Source organism: Vibrio mytili (assembly GCF_000830505.1).
GTDB lineage: Bacteria > Pseudomonadota > Gammaproteobacteria > Enterobacterales > Vibrionaceae > Vibrio > Vibrio mytili.
In genome coordinates, this window is the sequence record NZ_JXOK01000019.1 from 20,736 (window position 1) to 38,351 (window position 17,616).

10 protein-coding genes and 2 pseudogenes are annotated in these 17,616 nt (G+C 45.9%); 7 read left to right on the forward strand and 5 right to left on the reverse strand.

Annotated elements, in window-relative coordinates; genetic code table 11:
• Positions 1-216 precede the first annotated feature (216 nt).
• Positions 217-2,006: pseudogene (gene aspS, locus SU60_RS06775) on the reverse strand (aspartate--tRNA ligase).
• Positions 2,007-2,404: 398 nt separating this feature from the next.
• Here aspS and SU60_RS06780 point away from each other — a divergent pair.
• The 7 genes from SU60_RS06780 to SU60_RS21970 all read left to right on the forward strand — a co-directional run bounded on the left by SU60_RS06780 (position 2,405) and on the right by SU60_RS21970 (position 9,142).
• Positions 2,405-3,238 (forward strand): DUF72 domain-containing protein, encoded by an 834-nt coding sequence (locus tag SU60_RS06780; RefSeq protein ID WP_245228384.1) that lies wholly within the window; start codon positions 2,405-2,407, stop codon positions 3,236-3,238.
• A gap of 115 nt (positions 3,239-3,353) precedes the next feature.
• Complete coding sequence (gene cmoA / locus SU60_RS06785; RefSeq protein WP_041154849.1) at positions 3,354-4,091, forward strand: carboxy-S-adenosyl-L-methionine synthase CmoA; 738 nt, start codon at positions 3,354-3,356, stop codon at positions 4,089-4,091.
• Positions 4,092-4,153: 62 nt separating this feature from the next.
• Positions 4,154-5,125: a tRNA 5-methoxyuridine(34)/uridine 5-oxyacetic acid(34) synthase CmoB gene (gene cmoB / locus SU60_RS06790; RefSeq protein WP_041154850.1), complete on the forward strand. Its 972-nt coding sequence runs from the start codon at positions 4,154-4,156 to the stop codon at positions 5,123-5,125.
• Positions 5,126-5,454: 329 nt separating this feature from the next.
• The gene (locus SU60_RS06795) at positions 5,455-6,219 is read left to right on the forward strand and encodes an ATP-dependent zinc protease family protein (protein WP_041154851.1); all 765 of its coding nucleotides are present in this window, start codon (positions 5,455-5,457) and stop codon (positions 6,217-6,219) included.
• A gap of 8 nt (positions 6,220-6,227) precedes the next feature.
• Positions 6,228-7,733, forward strand: coding sequence for an inactive transglutaminase family protein (locus SU60_RS06800; protein ID WP_041154852.1), 1,506 nt, complete (start codon positions 6,228-6,230; stop codon positions 7,731-7,733).
• A 3-nt stretch (positions 7,734-7,736) separates the two neighbouring features.
• Positions 7,737-8,705 carry an alpha-L-glutamate ligase-like protein gene (locus SU60_RS06805; protein WP_041154853.1) on the forward strand — a complete coding sequence of 323 codons (969 nt, stop codon included), beginning with the start codon at positions 7,737-7,739 and terminating at the stop codon, positions 8,703-8,705.
• Positions 8,706-8,971: 266 nt separating this feature from the next.
• Positions 8,972-9,142: a hypothetical protein gene (locus SU60_RS21970; protein ID WP_164833038.1), complete on the forward strand. Its 171-nt coding sequence runs from the start codon at positions 8,972-8,974 to the stop codon at positions 9,140-9,142.
• A gap of 188 nt (positions 9,143-9,330) precedes the next feature.
• Here SU60_RS21970 and SU60_RS06810 read toward each other — a convergent pair whose 3' ends face one another.
• The 4 genes and pseudogenes from SU60_RS06810 to mukF form a co-directional block, all read right to left on the reverse strand.
• Positions 9,331-10,803, reverse strand: a complete 1,473-nt coding sequence (locus tag SU60_RS06810) for a coniferyl aldehyde dehydrogenase (protein ID WP_041154854.1) — start codon at positions 10,801-10,803, stop codon at positions 9,331-9,333.
• A 297-nt stretch (positions 10,804-11,100) separates the two neighbouring features.
• Positions 11,101-15,563: pseudogene (gene mukB, locus SU60_RS06815) on the reverse strand (chromosome partition protein MukB).
• Between the two features lie 2 nt (positions 15,564-15,565).
• Positions 15,566-16,297, reverse strand: a complete 732-nt coding sequence (mukE, locus tag SU60_RS06820; protein WP_041154855.1) for a chromosome partition protein MukE — start codon at positions 16,295-16,297, stop codon at positions 15,566-15,568.
• The gene (mukF, locus tag SU60_RS06825; protein ID WP_041154856.1) at positions 16,278-17,615 is read right to left on the reverse strand and encodes a chromosome partition protein MukF; all 1,338 of its coding nucleotides are present in this window, start codon (positions 17,613-17,615) and stop codon (positions 16,278-16,280) included. The genes mukE and mukF overlap by 20 nt, the downstream gene beginning before the upstream one ends.
• Position 17,616: the final 1 nt, after the last annotated feature.

Consider the following 17,616-nt stretch of genomic DNA (forward strand, 5'->3'; position numbering starts at 1 on the left):
TTATACAACTCAGGTCAACCGGAAACTGATGTGTGACGCGGAACAAACAATCGTCTAGTAAACAATCGGTTAGTAAGCAATCCGTTTGTAGGCAATCCGTTTGTACACAATCCGCTAGATAGGGTGAATAGACATTGATGGAAGGACGGCAGTTTTTACTGAGTAAAAAACAAAAACTCCCGCAGTTGCGGGAGTTTTTCTTTCAATGTTTTGTGCTTATTCTGCGTCTTGTTCTTTTGCCGCGCCTTTCGCTGCTGTCACGGCAATTGCCAGCTCTTCTAGCGATGCTGGGTTCGCAAGGCTTGGAGCGTCTGTTAGTAGACACGCCGCTGCGGTTGTTTTCGGGAATGCAATAACGTCACGGATATTCTCAGTGCCACATAGCAGCATCACTAGACGGTCAAGACCGAATGCAAGACCTGCGTGCGGAGGCGTGCCGAATTTCAGAGCATCAAGCAGGAAGCCAAACTTAAGCTGTTGCTCTTCAGGCGTGATACCTAGAATATCAAATACCGCTTCTTGCATGTCAGCATTGTGGATACGAACAGAACCGCCACCCACTTCGTAGCCGTTCAGTACCATGTCGTACGCGTTTGAGTTTGCCGCTGCTGGATTCGCTTTTAGCTCTTCTGCTGTCACACCAAGTGGTGATGTGAATGGGTGGTGCATTGCATGTAGTTGCCTTCGTCGTCTTCTTCGAACATTGGGAAGTCAACCACCCATAGTGGCGCCCATGCAGATTCGTCAGTGAGTTCTAGATCTTTACCCAGTTTCAAGCGCAGTGCACCCATAGCTTCTGCAACGATGCCCGCTTTATCAGCGCCAAATAGGATAATGTCACCAGATTCCGCTTGAGTGCGATCAAGGATGCCGTTGATTACGTCTTCGTTTAGGAACTTCGCTACTGGCGATTGGATACCTTCCATGCCTGCTGCGCGGTCGTTAACCTTCATCCACGCCAAGCCTTTCGCACCGTAGATTCCAACGAACTCTCCGTAACCGTCAATTTGCTTACGAGTCAAAGACGCACCACCTGGTACTCGGATAACCGCAACGCGACCTTTCTCGTCGTTTGCAGGGCCTGAGAAGACTTTGAACTCAACGTCTTTAACTAGGTCAGAAACGTCCACAAGCTCGAGTGGGTTACGTAGGTCTGGTTTGTCAGAACCGAAACGACGGATTGCTTCGCTAAATGGCATCACTGGGAACTGACCTAGATCTACGTTTAATAGCTCTTGCCACATATCGCGAACCATGTTCTCAGTCACTTCACGTACTTGGTCAGCCGTCATGAATGACGTTTCGATATCGATCTGAGTGAATTCTGGTTGGCGGTCAGCACGTAAGTCTTCATCACGGAAACACTTAACGATTTGGTAGTAACGGTCAAAACCAGACATCATTAGCAGCTGTTTGAATAGCTGTGGAGATTGAGGAAGTGCGTAGAAACTACCTTTATGTACACGGCTTGGTACCAAGTAGTCACGCGCGCCTTCTGGCGTTGCTTTGGTTAGTACTGGCGTTTCGATATCTAGGAAACCATTGTCATCAAGGAAACGACGAACAAAGCTTGATGCTTTCGCACGCAGTTTGATGCGATCACTCATTTCTGGACGACGAAGATCTAAGTAACGGTACTTAAGACGCTGCTCTTCTGAGTTCTTCTGGTTGAAGTCCAGAGGTAAAGCGTCACTGCGGTTGATAATTTCAAGGCCAGTAGCCAGAATCTCAACTTCACCCGTCGCCATATCTTTGTTTGCTTGGCTTTCTGGACGAACGCGAACTTCACCCGTCAATTTGATACAAAATTCATTACGAAGTGTATTCGCCACTTCATACGCATCCGCCATATCTGGATCAACTACTACCTGAACGATGCCTTCACGATCTCGCATATCGATAAAAATAAGACCGCCTAAATCACGGCGACGGTTAACCCAGCCGCAAAGTTCTACAGTTTGTCCTGCAAGGGACTTGTTCAGGTGACCACAGTAATGGGTACGCATAATGAAATTCCCAATCTCTCAAAGTTTGTTGACTACGCTCTGTCGGCCTCATTACCAAGCAGAGTAAAGATTCCGTTATACGCTGAAAATCGTTGAAAATCGACTACTCAGCATACGATTAAGTGTGTTTTATCATTCATTGATGATTTTTAGAACAACAAGTGTTCAAAACCGCACCAAAGCAAAAAAATTGTTGGTGATTGAAGCGTGAAATTATACCTAAATAACCTCGATATGCTAGGTTCAGCAAGAATGACTTGGCTCACAGCCGTGATAACGATTTAACGCTCCAGTCATCATGTAGGTCTGTATGTTTCAGTCAAACTCTCGTAAAGTGAACACAGTAATAAATGTAAAGAAGAATGATGGATAACTTACCCCTTCGCCTTGGATTAACTATGTGGTCGCATAACCTGTGGCAACAGAGCTTTTATGGTAGTGGCACCAAACCTGCCGAGCGTTTAGAGAAGTACGCGCAGGTGTTTCATACTGTGGAAGGCAATACCACGTTTTACGCCACTCCCTCAGTCAGTACAGTGCAAAATTGGAGAGCGGCGACACACGACGAATTTAAGTTTACGTTTAAGCTACCCAAAGCCATTACTCATGAACAAATGCTGAGAGGCTGTGACGTGCAGTTGCGGGATTTTATGAAAGTCATGGAACCATTGCACGACCGGGTCGGTCAATGGACGATCCAACTCCCCGCGGCCTTTGGTCCACAGCACCTCGAACAGTTGAAGAAGTTCTGCTCCAGTTTCCCACCTAATTTTCCTCTTGGGGTTGAAGTGCGCCATATGGATTTTTTCTCTAAAGGAGCAGAAGAACGAGCACTTAACCAATGGTTAGTAGAAAATAATATTGACCGCATTATTATGGATAGCCGCCCTGTCTTTGCCGCTAAGTCCGACAATGAGGCGATCATTGATGCACAAATGAAAAAACCCAAAGTGCCCGTTCATGCGATCGCGACAGCTTCTAACCCGATGATTCGTTTCATTGGTCATCCTCAAGAACAACAAAATTACGAGTTTTTTACCCCTTGGTTGAATAAGCTACCGCAATGGATTGCCGAAGGTAAAAAGCCATATGTCATGATCCATACAGCCGACAACATTATTGCGCCTGAGCTGGCGGCAAACCTATACAAGAACTTGCAAAAGCGCGTTAATTTACCCGATTTAGCCGCGTTTCCTGCGAACAGAGGCAATGCACAAATAACCATGTTTTAAAGTGCATGTTTTGCCGTAATCAAAAGCAATGCATGACAGGGGCTCGAATTTCTCATAAAATACGCGCCTTTTTTGACGCCTGACGCATAAGTCAGCTTGTAGCAGAGACTTGGTTATGAACCCGAAGAGCAATCCAGATACTATTTTTTCGGCTCCAATCGATAAAATTGGGGATTTCACGTTTGATGAACGCGTAGCGGAAGTGTTTCCGGATATGATTCAGCGTTCCGTTCCGGGTTACAGTAACATCATATCTGCCATTGGCATGCTGTCTGAACGATTCGTAAAGCCTCACAGTAACATTTATGATCTTGGGTGCTCACTAGGCGCCTCTACGCTGTCTATGCGCCGCCATATCAAACAAGAAGGCTGCAAAATCATCGCGGTTGATAATTCTCCAGCGATGGTTGAACGCTGTAAGCTGCATGTAAACGCGTACCGCAGTGATACACCTGTTGATGTGGTAGAGGCCGACATTCGTAATATCGAAATCGAAAATGCTTCCGTAGTGGTTCTCAACTTCACGCTGCAATTCCTGTCACCGGAAGATCGCTATACATTATTAGAGAAAATTTATGCGGGTCTGCGCCCAGGTGGCATCCTGATTCTTTCTGAGAAATTCGTCTTCGAAGACGAAGTATCCAACGAGCTATTGATTGACCTACATCACGACTTTAAACGCGCGAATGGCTACAGCGAGCTGGAAATCAGTCAAAAACGCAGTGCCATTGAAAATGTGATGCGCCCCGATTCTAAAAAAGAACACAAAGAGCGATTTGCCAAAATTGGCTTCTCTAGCTTCGACGTTTGGTTCCAGTGCTTTAACTTTGGGTCTATGTTTGCCATCAAATAACGTATCGCAAACAAATTACTCAGATTTATTTTTTATACCACCAACTCAGCGATTAACTAACTATGTTTAACTTTGCAAATTTCTATCAATTGATTGCCCAAGACACACGTCTTCAACCTTGGCTAAACGTATTACCACAACAGCTAACGGACTGGCAAAATGCAGAGCACGGTGACTTTGGACGCTGGTTGAAAGCTTTAAATAAGATACCGGAAGGTTCACCGAACCAGATTGATATTCAGCACTCAGTCACCATCAGCAATGACACACCGTTTCATGAAGGTGAGCTGAAGAAACTGGAAAACTTGTTACGTACTTTCCACCCATGGCGTAAAGGTCCATACACCGTTCATGGTATTCATATTGATACCGAATGGCGCAGTGACTGGAAATGGGATCGCGTACTCCCACATATTTCTCCCCTGAAAAACCGTAGTGTGCTTGATGTAGGTTGTGGCAATGGCTATCACATGTGGCGCATGCTGGGTGAAGGCGCGCGCCTTTGTGTTGGTATTGACCCATCTCATCTGTTTCTAATCCAGTTCGAAGCCATTCGTAAGCTGATGGGTGACGATCAGCGTGCACATCTTTTGCCACTGGGTATTGAACAGTTACCAAAATTAGAGGCATTCGACACGGTATTTAGCATGGGGGTTCTATACCACCGTCGCTCCCCACTCGACCATTTGATTCAGTTGAAAGATCAGCTTGTATCCGGTGGCGAATTGGTTTTGGAAACCCTTGTCATTGAAGGGGATGAAAATGCGGTCTTAGTGCCAACGTCTCGCTACGCCCAAATGCGAAATGTGTATTTCTTCCCTTCAGCAAAAGCACTCAAAGTGTGGTTGGAGTTAGTTGGTTTCGAGAATGTCCGTATCGTCGATGAAAGCATCACGACAACCGGCGAGCAACGTACTACAGACTGGATGACACACAACTCATTACCAGATTACTTAGATCCAAACGATCCAAGTAAGACAGTAGAAGGCTATCCGGCTCCAAGACGAGCAGTTTTGATTGCGGATAAGCCGTAAAACTATTAAACCGTTAATCACTACTCGTCAAAAAAGAACGAGCCAACGCTCACTTCTGACATAGTTTTAACCATCTAAAACGGCGAAACCATTACCCTTCCTTCAGTCTTTATCAAGGACTTGTTTTATTCGCTCTTATACTGCGTTACTGATTTTCTACGTAGAATGTTCATGTCTAATTGGAATTTAACTTAGAATGACCGTGTATTCGAATCAGTACCTTGCTTAAGAGCGGATCAATTCTTGCTGAACAAGCTTCTTGATGTGACTTGAGTATATAAGCTAAACTCCTAAAAAACATACAACTTAATCTGACCCCAAGGTTTTCAATGTTAATACGATTGACTCCGGTTATTGCTATTGCCTTATTGTCTGGGTGTTCACTCACCAAAGGCGAGCAGTACCATCAAGAAACGCTAGCCGCCATAGAATCCTCTGAAGCAAATGTTAATAATCGCATTACTAATCTAGAGCTGCAGCTAAGCAATCAATCTGACTATATCGATAGCCTTGAAGTGCAAGTCGATACATTACAGGGGGAGCTTCGTTCTTTTCGACGTGAAGCGATGGCTGAAGTGAAAAAACCAAAACCCCAAGTCGTTGTCCCACCAACACCAGAGGTAGAACAAACACCGACGCATGAGATCCTCCTTGGTTCCATTGAAAAAGTGACGATTGAATCAACCAAGCAAATATTTGACGCCAGAGTCGACACTGGTGCTGCCACCTCTTCATTGAATGCAGTTGATATTGAAGAGTTCGAACGAAATGGCGAAAACTGGGTGCGATTCCATCTGGCCGATAGTACGAAGTCAGACGAGGAAAAACGTACATGGATTGAAGCCCCTGTTGTTCGCTATGCAAAAATCCGTCAAGCCATGAACGAAGAGGCTAAACGTCGACCTGTCGTAGAGCTTTGGGTACGAGTCGGAAAAATTCATGAAAAAGCGCAATTTACGTTGGCAGATCGTTCACAGATGAACCATCCTATTTTACTGGGCAGAGAGTTTATGCGCGACATAGCATTAGTTGATGTCAGTCGTACGTACATCCAAACAGAAAAAGATACTAAGAAAAACAAAACGAATAATTAAGGTAGATTATGACGTCAAAAATACCGTTTTACCTTTCAATCTTCTTGTTGTTGATTGCAGGGATTGCTCTGAGTGTTTTCCGACACCAAACCTATGGCGTACCATGGACTCCAGGTGAAACCAGTCAAGTATGGGATGTAGAGGCACGAATTGAATTCAACGCCAACGGAAACGAAGTAAAAGCTTCATTGGCTGCGCCACATACCCAAAGCGGCTATACCCTCATTGGTGAGTCCGCATCCTCTTCAGGCTATGGTGTTTCTTACATCAGTTCAGATTCAGGCCGACGTGCTGAATGGTCTATTCGTCAAGCAACCGGCCCACAAACGATTTATTACAAAGCGCAATTTTTGGTAGACCCGCAAGCAAAGGTAACACCACTTCCGCCCTCTGAAGATATCACGCCTCCTACGCTTTCAGCTCCCCAACAAGCAGCAGCAAATGCATTGATCGAAAGAGCAATGAGCCGCTCAGCGGATAACATTACGTTTACTCGTGAGCTGATTAAAGCGCTGAATGATCCTGACAGCCAAAATACTGCTTTGTTGCTTAACGACTTTGATCGTACTGACGCATTACAAGCGATTCTCCTCACCGCAAATGTTCAGAGCAAAGTAGTCGGAGTGATTGAGTTAGAAGACGGACGTCGACGTCAAACCATACAACCTATGGTGCAAGTATGGTCAGGTGAAGAGTGGGTATTATTCTCACCAAACTCGGTACAAAAAGCTGAACAACCAAACTTGCTAGTTTGGGATGAATCCAATGTTTCTTTACTTGACCTAGTGGGCGGACAAAATAGTCAGGTTCACTTCTCCATGATCAAGCAAGATGTAACACCGCAGCAGGCAACCAATAATAAGATTGAAGCTGACGGCTTGTTGAACATCTCGATTCATAGTTTGCCTCTTGAAGAACAAGCCATGTTTAAAACGATAATGCTGATACCTATTGGTGCGCTCATCGTTGTCTTCCTGCGGGTAATTATCGGCCTTAAAACTTCAGGTACGTTCATGCCAGTTTTGATTGCTGTTGCCTTTGTTCAAACGCAACTGGTCACTGGTATCGTAGGCTTCTTGCTGATTGTTGGTACGGGTTTGATTATCCGAAGTTATTTATCGAGGCTGAACTTGCTTCTGGTTGCACGGATATCCGCCGTTATCATTACGGTAATCATGATTATTTCTGTATTTACCGTTGTCGCGTTTAAGATTGGCCTAACGGAAGGTCTAACCATCACTTTCTTCCCGATGATCATCTTGTCATGGACCATCGAACGTATGTCGATTCTGTGGGAAGAAGAAGGGGCAAAAGAAGTGGCGTTGCAAGGTGGCGGCTCGCTGCTTACCGCTGTACTGGTTTATTTAGCAATGACGAACTCGTATATCCAACACTTAACCTTTAACTTTATTGGCCTACAGTTGATTGTTCTGGCAGGTATTCTCCTACTCGGTACCTACACGGGCTACCGCTTGACAGAGCTTCGTCGCTTCAAACCGTTAGCGGAGGACTAAACGATGTTAGAACGTTTTACTACGCCATCGAAACTCCGCCATAAGGGTATTATGGGGATGAACAAACGTAACCATAGCTATATTGGCCGTTACAATGATCGTTCTAAATACCCACTGGTTGATGACAAGTTAAAAACCAAGATCATCGCTCAGGCGGCAGGGGCAACCGTCCCAGCTCTCATTGGCGTGATTCATAACCAGGCAGAAGTGAGAACCATCCACAAGATGGTTGAGCAATGGCCAGGTTTTGTTATCAAACCAGCGCAAGGCAGTGGTGGTAAAGGAATTTTGGTCGTGACTTCGCACAAAGACGGGGTGTATACCAAGCCTTCGGGCGCAACCATCGGTAAAGAAGACGTAGAACGTCACATCAGTAACGCACTTGCCGGACTGTTTTCTTTAGGTGGTAAGAACGATGTTGCCGTTGTGGAAAACCTGATCAAGTTTGATGACTGTTTTGATGGCTTTAGTTATGAAGGCGTGCCAGATGTACGAATTATCGTCTTCAAAGGCTACCCAGTAATGGCGATGATGCGTTGCTCAACGGCAGCTTCAGATGGTAAAGCGAACCTTCACCAAGGTGCAGTAGGCGTCGGGATCGATATCGCAACAGGCAAAGCAATTCGCGCCGTGCAATTCGATCAACCCGTTACCCATCACCCTGATACGGGTAAAGATCTCTCTACGCTACAAGTCCCCCACTGGGAACGATTACTCGAACTGGCTTCAAGCGCTTGGGAAATGACCGGGCTGGGTTACATGGGGACTGACATGGTGCTGGATAAAGAAGAAGGCCCGATGGTACTTGAGCTGAATGCCCGACCAGGCTTAGCGATACAAATTGCTAACGGCGCAGGCTTACTGCCACGTTTGAAACATATTGAGAGTATTGGAACCCCAGCCGAATACCCTAAGCCCGCGGAACGTGTTGCATACGCTGCTAAACAGTTTGGCGCAAAACCGCTATTTTAAATTATTTTGTGATACACAGACCTGTTTTTAGCTGCTCTATATTTTAAGCAGGTCTGTTTTCAGCAACTGATAGCCCGCATTCCTTAACGTGATTGTTAGCGACTCATTATTTGTGGTGAGTAATACTTCACAGTTAATACAGAAACCTTCTGTTGTTCCCTACCAATAAATGATCAATCTAACATATTCAATATCAATAGGTTCTTTTTTAGGCAGTGTTTTGCGTAAGATAAGTACTCCCCTAACCCAACTTGTGAGGTTGAGGTGTGATAAAACAAGATACAGAGAACAACCCGCTCGTACTTAACAACCAAACCGTGCTGAGTAAGCATGAAACGTTAGAACAGCAATTACAACGCTTATCAGATGTATCAACCCAAGCGCTTGAAGAGCTCGCTGAAATGCTCGAAGTGGAAAAAGAAATTCCACACGGTTAGTTGCCCCTTTAGTGCGATACCAAAACCGAGTCGGTATCCCCTACCGTCTCGGTTTTTAGTTCTACCGAAGAAAACAGAACAAATCTACGTTAGTGATACCATTACCCTACCGCCTGTGTATAACCCTCATGCAAACTGCATCTCACTTTCCAAGTGCATGGTTGGGCAATTTCCCTTATATGCTGGCACTACTTTTTCAATTTTGGATCGGGTTTTCCAACAAAAAAACGTAAAACGAGTTTTTGCACGATATTGCCATATGGCGGTGTAAAAAGTTGGATTGGAAACCAATCGCGCATTTGAAAAACGGTACGTGCATGGCTCAACTCACGAAAGCCCTCTTTACCGTGATAGTTACCAAACCCTGAGTGACCGACGCCACCAAACGGGACTGAATGATTAATAACATGCCAGCCCCAATCGTTTATCGTCACCCCACCACTGTGAGTTTGTGTCAGAACAGCATGTCGCTGAATGTTGTCATGACTAAATAGATAGCATGCAAGCGGTCTTGGTCGGTCGATAATGTATTGGATCACCTGCTCAATTGAGCAGTAACTATGGACAGGTAGAAGTGGGCCAAAGATCTCTTCTTGGCAAATACGCATCTCAGGGGTCAAGTTTGTCGCAATATACAGGGGCGTTTTACGGCCTTCACCAGCTTCAAGGCATTTCACAATGCTTGCCCCCTTTGCTTTGGCATCGTCAAGCAGTTGATGAAAACGTTGATGCTGAGAGTCATCCACCAGCGACGTATAATCCTGGTTCCCTTGAATCGATTTGTACATCCCTTTATGCGCCGCTAGAACTGCGTCGACAAATAGCTGTTCTTTGCCTTTTGGGACAAACGCGTAATCCGGTGCGATACAGATTTGTCCCGAGTTAAACCCTTTTCCGTGCGCAATGCGTTGCGCCGCTTTGGTAATGTCGTAGTCATCAAATACAATAGCTGGCGACTTACCGCCTAACTCGAGTGTCAAAGGAGTGAGGTTTTTTGCTGCATTTTCCATTATTTGTTTGCCGCTCGCAGGCGAACCGGTGAAAACAAGATGGTCAAAAGGCAAGTGAGAGATGTCCATCGCCTCTGGATGGGTTCCATCCACAACACGAACCAAATCATCAGGGTAAATTTCCGCTAACATTTGGCGTAACAACTTTGCGGTTGCTGGACAGTTAGGCGGCATTTTGATCATGCAACGATTCCCCGCAGCCAACGCGGTAATTAATGGGCCAATAGATAGATAAATAGGGAAATTCCATGGGCAAATGATCCCAACAACCCCTTTAGGCTGATATCTAACTTCAAGCTTATTGCCTTTAAATAGCCATTCAGTTGGTCGCTTGCTTGGTTTCATCCAGCGTTTTAAATGCCCAACCACGTGATTGATATCGAGGATTGGTGCAAGTACGTCAGACATCATCGACTCAGTATGACAACGTCCTCCGAAGTCTTCGCTGATTGTCTCTGCTAACACACTCTGATACCGCTGAAGCTGAGTTTTAAGCGCGACTAAACGCTGCTTTCTTACTTCAAACGTTGCGAAAGGCTCTGCTTGATAAGCCACTTTTAACTCAGTTAACCAAACAGATAGCTCACTTTTAGGAAAAGCATTTTGGTTGCTATGTTGATCTTTCTTATTGTCATCGGTTGATATGGTCATTGCGCTCTCTCACGTTGAATTTTTTGATTACATCACTTTGACAACTTCATGCAAAGGTAGCACACAGATAAACGCACTGATATTCCGATAAAATTTTATATGCGCGACTCAATCATATCCGTTACTTTCAACTTTGCCATCTACAACTTTGCCATCAACAACTTCGTAACCTCCAAGATAGAATCACACTACTCTTGGTGGGAAACACCTATTCATCGGGAAACTCGTCAGTATCAAACAAAAATGCCCGCTGAAGCTAGCGGGCATTTTTATATCAGGTTTTAGAATCTGTTGAGCCTAGGATTCAAGTTCTTCAACTAATTCCTGAGCTTCGCTTTTTGGTTTTTCACTCTGACCAAAACCACGTAAACCAACGACATGTACGTGTTCGTGATCTTTAAACACTTTACGTACCAGTTTATAGGTTGTGCCTTTCTCTGGACTGATGTTTTCCGGTGCCGCGATTAGAAGCTGCATATCCAGACGATCACAGAGCTCAAATAACGTCGAGATAGATTTCGCATCAAGACGCGCGGCTTCATCGAGGAACAACAAGCGACATGGGATAATGTCTTTACTGCGTAGTCGACGTGATTCTTCTTCCCAGCTTTGTACCACCATCAATAGAATCGACTGACCTGTACCAATCGCTTCACCCGTTGACAGCGCGCCGGACTCGGCTTGCAACCAACCGTCGGTACCACGGTTTACTTCCACACTCAACTCTAGGTAGTTACGGTAATCCAGCAATTCTTCCCCGAGAACCTGAGGAGAACGCTGTCCCATATCAATGTGCGGGTTTACACGTTGGAAGAGCTTTGCCATCGCTTCAGAGAAGGTGTAACGTGGCGATTCAAACAAGTCTTTATGCTGCTCTTGCTGAGAAGCCAAACCATTTAGCAGCACTTCATGACTCTCACGAATCTTGACGTTTAGACGAACGCCCTTCACCTGACCAAACGAGATATTAGATAACCCTTGGTTGAGCATGCGGATACGATTCTGCTCACGCTGAATGGTTTTGTTGATGATACTTGCCACAGATTCAGAACTGATAGCCAGACGATTTTCACGTTGGGTCAGTTCTTCAGTCAGACGTGCCAGTTCCACTTCCATCTCTTCAATCGCTTCGACCGGATCATCGGTGCGGATGATGTCCTGACGAATACGCTCACGAAGGTGTTGGTAGACAGCAATATAGAACAGGACTTTGCGCTCTGGTCTTGCATTGTCTTCCGATAAACGTAACGCATCGCGCAAATCATCGTTGTTGGCGACCGCTAAACGTAGCGCACCTAATGACTTATCCGACATTGAACGCAACTCGTCTGCAGACAGGTAAGCTAATTCACGCTTGTGTAGGCGGCGTTCTACATCGTTTTCGCGCGCGAGTCGAAGCACCGAGCACCACCCTGCTTTGGCTGCAACCACGAAGGTACGCAGTTCGGCATATTCTTTCTGAACTTTCTTAAGGCGCTTCGCTAAAGCTTTCATTTCAAGCTCTGTCGAGGTAATCGTGCGCTCGTGTTCACTCTTACGACTACGCGAAGTATGGAGGCGTTCTTGCAATTCGTCTCGACGACGCATTGCTCGCTCTTCTGCGCCCTCATCCGCGTTCACACCAAATTCTTGCAGCTCTTGCTTGAACTCCTGAACCGTTTCCAGTTTCGCTTGGTAAGAACTTTTCAGCGAGGCCAGTACTTGGTTGTACTGGTTCATCTGACCCTGCGCCTGTTTCATTTCTTCACGAGATCGCGTGCGTACTTGTTCTGCTTGAACCAACTTCGCTTTTAGCTGTTCGCTCAGTTCGCTGCTCTTGTTCAGCAGATCAACAGAATCTGAGTAGGCAAAGTAGTGACGACGTTCTACCAAATCCGACAAAGCAAAAATCTGCTTTTTGAGATTTTGCAATTGCTCATCGGCCGCTTTGTACTCGGCTTCTAACGCATCAAATTGCTCTGGATCGGCATCCAGTGCTGAAACGATATTTTCAAGTTCGGCAACCGCTTTGGAGTGCTGATTAAGGAAGGCTTTTGCTTCGGAAAGTTGTCCGATTCTCTCTTCTAATTCATCAAAACGGACCTGAAGCGTCTCGTCTTCAATTAACACCATTGTCGACGCTAGCTTATCAAGCGATGACAATGCTTGCTTGCTGGTTTGAAGCTGCGAACGTTGCTGTTGTTCTTTCGCTTCCAAATCAGCGAGTACGCGAGTCACTTGGCTACGCTTATCTCGTAAATTCGCTAAGGCTTGTTCTGGATCCGGTTCGAATGCGACTTGGATGTGGTTAGCTACAAAGTGGTTAAACGCTTGATATAAGCGTTGCATTTTTTGTGCGTCAAATGCCGCTTTTGCATGCTTCTCGACCACTTCTTCGCGCTCATTACGCAAAAGCTCTAGACGCTGTTCGCGTGCTGCACGACCGAACAGCGGAATTTCTGGTAAACGTGAGTAGCGCATCTGACGATCGTTCATACGAACGCAGACTGCGCCTTCTAATTCTTCCGCATCGAATGAGCTATCATCAAAGGCATCAATATCACCTTCAATGATGTACAAATCTTCCGGACAGTCATCCAGTTCAACCAACTTCTCTTCGATGTCCGTCAGATCAGAGACAACGATCGCGTGACGTGAAGGACCATACATGGCACTGAAGTAAGGCGCGTCATCAATCGTAATGTCATCGTAGATTTCAGAGAGCAGTACACCGCCTAACGTATCAGCGAGACCTTTCAAGCGAGGGTCATTAGAACCACCAGGAGAGGCCAAGCGCTCAATTTCACTGTCGAGCTGATTACGTCGCTGGGAAAGCTGCTCCTTTTCGATCGACAAGGTCTTTTCTTGCTCAAGCGCGACTTGCATTTGATCCATGACCGACTGACGATCATTCAGCTCGGCACCACTTTGTTCACGCAGTTTTTCTAGTGCATCGTTAGCGGCAATCCACGTTGGCGCAATCGCTTCCAGCTTTTTGATTTCTGAGCTGGCATCTTGCTCGAAACGGCGCTGCTCACCACGTTGTTCACGCAACTCTTCTTGCGCGATTTCAAGTGAATCTAACAGCATCACATGACGTTCACGTTCCTGTTCAAACGTGATCTCATCGGTTAACTCAACGTGGAATTGCTTTTGGTATGCAGTGACTAACTCACGAGCTTGACGCTGCTGATTTAAGCTGCGTTCGAGATCACGATGCTGAGCACGCCACTGCTGCTCATTTTGAGCAATTTGCTGCGACTCCCGCGCTTTCTTGATGACCTGTCTCGCTTGTGAAGCCGCGTCTTTTCGCTCGATTTGACCGACAATGCTTTGTACCAGTTTCAGTGCGGTTTCAAATTGCTCGGCCGCGGCTGACGACATGTCCAATTTGTGCTTGACTGACAATAGCGCGTTGGTGCTGTTCGATTCTTTACTTTTCAGTTCAGAAACCAGCGCTTGTGCAGATTCTGAAGTTAGGGTGTCGTCATCAAGTAACTGCTTGGCTTTTTCAAGTGCATGAACCGCTTGTTGATACTGAAGTGCTCGGGTTTGCTGTACGTCCAGCGCTTGTTGGTAATCCGCAAGTTGAGTCTTGAGACTATCAACTTCTTCTTCAGAGACCGTCGCTTGCTCTTCCGCCATCATGACGCGTTCTTGGGCTTCTTCCACTACCATCATTTGCTCTTCAAGACGCTCGTTAAGCTCTTCAAGATCTTCTTGGTAACGTTCAATTTTCTCTTGCTGACGCAGCGCGTTTTGCACTAGCTGTAAATGATCCGAAGCCGCTTGGTAGTCTTGCTCTAATGCCGTCTCAGATTCGACCAAAAGCTCAAGTTCTTCTTGCACGCGGTTAAGCAAATTATTTTGCTCAATCAGTGTTTCACGCGAGCCAAATAGTTCAGAACGCAGAGAAAGTGTTTGCTCCAACTTATTACGACGATCATTCGCATGACGCATGTAGTCCGCTGCCACATAGTTGGTTGACTCTGTAATTAAGTGCTTAAATAAATCTCGGTCAGCCTGAGTGGTTTTGATCGCTTCCAACGTCATACGGTTTTCGCGCAGTGCCGATTCCATGTCTTGGAAGCTTTTTTCACGCCACCGTTTTGCGGTAGAAGGTAGTCACGTAACGAGCGAGTAATCGCACTAGAAATACCACCGTATAGCGAGGCTTCAATCAGACGGTAGAATTTAGAACGATCACCAGAGTTTCGGAGTTTCTTCGGAATGACACCGAATTCAAACATTTGCGCGTGGTAATCGACGATAGACGAAAACGCTTTAAATTGAACACCTTCGAAATCAGCGAGTACATCTTTTACTTCATTGATCTGGCGCACACGAGCTTGGGTCGCCGACACACTCTCAACAAGTACATCCGTTGGTTTGACATGACTCGGAAGTCCTTGAATGACAAACGGCTTGATGTCTACTTTCTTATCACGGCCTGCAACTTGCTGTAGCTTTACCGCAAATAGCAGACGTTGATTACGCGAGTTCACTACGTCTAATGCTGCGTAACAAGCCCCAGGCTGGAGTTTACCGTAAAGACCTTTGTCTCGAGACGATTGGCTACTGCCCGCTTCAGTGGTGTTACGGAAATGCAGCAAAGTTTGGTCCGGGATCAAAGCGGTAATGAATGCCGCCATAGTGGTGGACTTACCCGCACCATTACCACCAGACAAAGTGGTCACCAAACCATCGATATCAAAGGTTCGGGCAAAAAAACCGTTCCAGTTGACCATGGTCAGTGATTGATATTTACCACGTTCAATCATGCTCATGCTTCACCCTCTTCTATCATGTCTTCGTGCCCTTTTTCTTCTTGATCTTGGTCTTCTTCAGATAGCAGGCTACCTTGGCTTGGTTCTTTGGTGTGAACGACGGCTTCGCCATCGCGGATTAGACGCAACTGCGCTTCACGCATGTCATCGCCTACACGAACGTCAGCACCAAAACGAAATACCGCTTCACTGATACTAAATTTGCCGGTTTCACCAATATTGATCACCATTCCCAATCGGCGTAAACGGCGCAGAGAGGTGCGGACTTTCTCGAACAGTTTTTCTTTATCAAGGTCAGAACCGGTTGCTCGGTTGGTGACTAACTTCATGAGTTTTTTCTCGTCAGCGAGAGCCAACAACTCTTCATAAAGCTCTTGATTGGTAAAAATACCTTCGTGCGCTAAGCGCTCTGGACTCAGATACAGAAAACACAGTACCTTGCCCACCAACATGTCCAGTTCAGACAGAACACTGCAGCCAATTAAAGACGTCGAGCGAGGACGAAGATAAAAGAAACCTTCAGGCGCTTTGACCAACTCGGTGTTGTAACGTTGATAAAAAGAAGAAAGCTCAACTTCAAAGTCCGACAACAACGCATGATTGTCGAGATCTTCGCTTGAGATGTGACGCCCTGCTCGTAGCATGCTGTCTAGTGCTGGGAACAGAGGATTAGAAATTGCTTTTGCCAGTTTGTCTGACATGTATTCATTAGTATCGGTCGATGACATTCGCTTGTACCTTTGCGCCGAATTCGTTGATTGCTTTCCAGTCTGGTTGAATGGCTTGATAATCCGACTCTGAATATCCGAGTCGAACCGCTTGGTCAACGATGATTCGAGCTAAATCAAAGTGATGAGTATGTGGGTGTTGTGCAAGGTAGTCTCGCAACACCACGCTTAAGTCGATAGCGGTGCCTTGTTCTTTGTGCGCTTTTAGCATGGAACCAATACGCTCAGACAACTCATCATTGACTTGTTGAAACTCTTCATATTCCACTTCCATCGGAACTTGGCCGGTCACTTCGTCATCACGGAGCACCAATGCCTCATCACGAAGGTCAGATAATCGCTCAGCATCTGCATAGGTCAGATACCAAGGCATATCAAAGTATTCTTTTACGGACTGACGTAAACGCGAGCTGAAAGCACGGTTTTTATCCATATCAATGGCGGTACGAATAAACTTGTGTACGTGCCTATCGTAGCCAATCCAGAGATCGATGGCTTGCTGCCCCCAACTGGTGATTCGGTCAAGCTTCATTTGCAAACCAAACAGTGCTTCTTCGATGAATTCCAATTCCGGCTCACCATAAACAAGCTCTTGAATATCTAAGATTTGCGTTTGAAGCTCATCACTGGCCGCTTGCAGCGTATCTTGAAGCTCTCTTAACGTACTGGACGTTTCCGACAGTAAAGCTTCACAGTTATTGATCGCTTCACGCCAGTCTTTGTTCAACAGTTCAGCAATCTGTTGCTTCACTGACTGTTGTTGTTCGTCCATGACACGTTGGTTAAGATCAATTTGATCGAAAATTTCGCCTACAGAATACTTGAGCACTCCGTACACGTTTTTCTTCCAGTGGCCCGGTGTACCACCTTTTTGTGCGGCCTCAATCGCTTTTTCCATTTCATCTGCCACCATTGACAACTGAATGGAAAGACGCAATTTAGAGAACTCACGGTGGCGAACGTAGTAATCGGTAATGCCCATCGCAAGAGGCGACAAGCGATAGATGCTCGCACCATCGGTAATTTCACTGACAAAACGGCTGATAAGGCGCTGCTTAACCATCTCGTTGATGGCATTGTTAGCCCGAAACGCGGAAGCTTCGCCCGTATCATCAAAAAGCCGAGTGACGATGGCGAACGCATCATGCAATTCACCTTCACCCAATTCTTCGTCAAACCTTTCATTACTCAATACCGCAATGGCGATCAAAAACGCCAAGCGTTCTGTGGTCAGGTTCAACGAGAAATCTTGCTGCTTAACCCAGCCAACCAGTTCGTCTATTGGTTGCTCTGCAGCATCGAGAGTCATCTCACTCATT